This window comes from Lachnotalea glycerini (assembly GCF_003201285.1).
GTDB classification, from domain to species: domain Bacteria; phylum Bacillota; class Clostridia; order Lachnospirales; family Lachnospiraceae; genus Lachnotalea; species Lachnotalea glycerini.
Genome location: NZ_QICS01000030.1, coordinates 1 through 2,823, shown reverse-complemented (window position 1 = coordinate 2,823; position 2,823 = coordinate 1). Strand labels below are relative to the sequence as shown.

The 2,823-nt window shown below is 34.3% G+C and carries 3 protein-coding genes and 1 pseudogene; all 4 read left to right on the top strand.

Annotated features, from left to right (window positions below):
- Positions 1 to 584, top strand: a pseudogene (locus C8E03_RS22175) (hypothetical protein); the annotation flags it as partial.
- On the top strand, positions 584 to 1,108 hold the full coding sequence (locus C8E03_RS21535; RefSeq protein ID WP_110292084.1) for a hypothetical protein: 525 nt from the start codon (positions 584 to 586) through the stop codon (positions 1,106 to 1,108). The pseudogene C8E03_RS22175 and the gene C8E03_RS21535, both read left to right, overlap by 1 nt.
- Before the next feature lie 97 nt (positions 1,109 to 1,205).
- Positions 1,206 to 1,793: a DUF4291 domain-containing protein gene (locus tag C8E03_RS21530; protein ID WP_110292085.1), complete on the top strand. Its 588-nt coding sequence runs from the start codon at positions 1,206 to 1,208 to the stop codon at positions 1,791 to 1,793.
- 735 nt (positions 1,794 to 2,528) lie between these two features.
- On the top strand, positions 2,529 to 2,823 hold a 295-nt coding region (locus C8E03_RS21525; RefSeq protein ID WP_146212350.1), incomplete at its 3' end, for a hypothetical protein.

Genomic DNA, 2,823 nt, shown 5'->3' with positions numbered 1-2,823 from the left:
CCCAAGAAGATACCTACCGGGGAGACGGACTGAACCTGTACGCATATTGCGCCAACAATCCAGTGAGCTATGTAGACCCAAGTGGGAATCAGTGTAAAGCTGCTAAGGATAGGCTTGCTGCTAGTACATCAAAAGGGAAAAATGAGACAAAGACTTCTACGAAACTAGCAGCACACCAAGATAGTAGTTCTAAGGGTTCGGGCGGAGATGCTTCAGAAACCTATTATAGGACAATGAGTCATGAAGATTATGATAAACTCAGAATGACAGGTGAATTACAACCTACAGGAGAAACGTTTATATCACCAACGCAGTCATTTTCAGAGGATTATAGTGGAATAACAGTTGAAATCAAAGTTAATAAAGGAACTACAAGTCAGTTAGAAATAATAGGTGCAAAAAATGATTCCAATATAACTAATAGTACATATCCTAATATGCCGTATGTTGATAAGGGATGGACGATAAATAATGCACAATTCAAAGGTGAAGGAGATCAAATTAATATAGGATTGGGTAAAGGCAAAGGTTTGGAAATATTTAATAGTAATATAATAGATTTTAATAAAGTTGGAGGAAATTAATGTCGAATTTGAGTGCAATAAATATCAGAGAACTTATGTTGAAAAATATGCAAAAGGAAGAATTTCTAATGTTGGAAGGAGTAAGTGAAAATAATATTAACGATGATGTGTATAAAGAGCTTATTAAAGCAATAGACGATAAAGATTCTTCAAGAGTAGACGATCTGATATATCTGATTTTTTGTTTTAAATTATTTGATGCTAAATTTATTGAGTTGTTGAATAATTTGCTGGTATGTGACTGGCATAAACAGCATGAAAACATTGCTATACTATTACAAAAATTGAAATCACCAAGTAGTGTTAAAGTTCTGTTTGAAACAGCGACTAAGGAGTTTAAATATTTAGAGTACGATGAGTTCTATGCATTAGCGGTAAAATGTATTTGGGCATTGGGAGATATTGGAACAGAACAAGCAAAAGAGAATCTTAAATTATTACTTAATAATGGCAATGACATTATTAAAGAAAATGCACAGAAACAAATAGATAGGATAAAAAATAGAGCAAGTAAGATGCAGTAATTAAAAAAGTTAATTATATAATTTTTGTATGGCAGTTGGCGATATAATTGTACCTTACTGCCATGCAAAATTATATAAAAGAATAGGAAAAATTAACATGATTAAAAAAATATATGCTTCTTACGACGAACAAATTATTAGAGTTTATCAGGCATTTAGTAATGAAATAGCAGATGAAGCATTAAAATTGGGGTATTTAGGAAATAAATTTAGATTAAATCGAATGACATGGATTAAGCCTTCTTTTTTATGGATGATGTATCGTTCTGGTTGGGCAACAAAAGAAAAACAGGAAAGAGTTTTAGCTTTCGATATAAAAATAGAAGGTTTTCGTGAAATGCTGCAATCAGTGGTATTGTCTAATTATGATGAGACTATATATGGGAATTGTGAAATTTGGAAAAAAATGAAAGAAAAATCCGAAGTAATTTGTCAATGGGATCCTGATAGAAATATCAGTTTAGAACCGTTAGATAGAAGGGCTATTCAACTAGGGATTAGAGGGGAAATGGTCTATAAATATGTAAATACATGGACAGTTAAAATAACTGATATAACAAATACAGCATATAAAATTAAGTATCTGTATGATATTAAAAGAACAGATGAAATAGAATTACCTATTGAAAAAGAGTTTTCTTTGTCTGATAAAGAGAAATTTATATTGGGAATAAAAGAAAGGTAAGTATTTAATTAATAGTAATGGTAAGCAAAAAATACACACGACGATTAATTAAAACTACAGGATAAGGAAATGTAGGCTTACATATTGGTGGTAAATATATGGTGTACCCATACAGACACCTTACTAAGTCTTGAATTTGGCTGGTTCCAGTTCGGTTACGACCACCTGACAGGTGACTTTAACTTTATTGACAGCCACCTATTAAAAGAGAAAGGCTTTGTCTGAATTCCTTATGCAGCCGGCATTGCCGGCTGCTGTAAATTGGCAGGAGCGCCGTAAGGTGCACCTGCCTTTAACCTGCATCATTTTCATTACCATGGTTCACCCCTGTTTTAGTGCAGGAAATGAGCGGAAATATTCCGTAACCAGATTTTTAAATAGCTGCAAGTGTGCGACTTGAACCAAATATAAAAACAGCCATAGATGCGACTTTTTCTAAAGTAACAGAAAGAAGAACAGTTGCCTGGATGGCATACATATTCCATCATCGGTTTCAAAGACCACACAAGGGCGATATTTTGCGACACAGGGCTAACAGGGAATAATTTAGTGGTAGCAAAAAAAACAAAAATCAAGCTCTTCTTGTGATAAAAAGTTTATCGCAGGAGGAGCATATTATTATTTAAGCAGAGCTTATTTTATAATAAGGCAAATATTACTTAATTTTTGGATAGGGTTAGAGACATTTTTTATCGCTATCTTTGACGTACTTGATAACATCCTATTTCAGGCGGAATGCGTTACAGCTATGCTTATGATGAGATGGGCCGTCTGACAAAGAAGACGGCGAGCGGAAGAACCCTTTTATCCTTGACCTATGACCGAAACGGAAATCTATGGCGGCAAAGAGACGTTACCGGAAAGCTGACCGAATACCGTTATAACCAAAATGATGAATTAAAAGAAGTTTGGGATGACAAAACACTTCTTTGCGCGTATCATTATAACGAAGACGGAACCATAAGAAGCCTGCAAAACGGAGAAAGTCTCTATACGGAATATGCCTACGATCTGGATAAGAACCTGACCA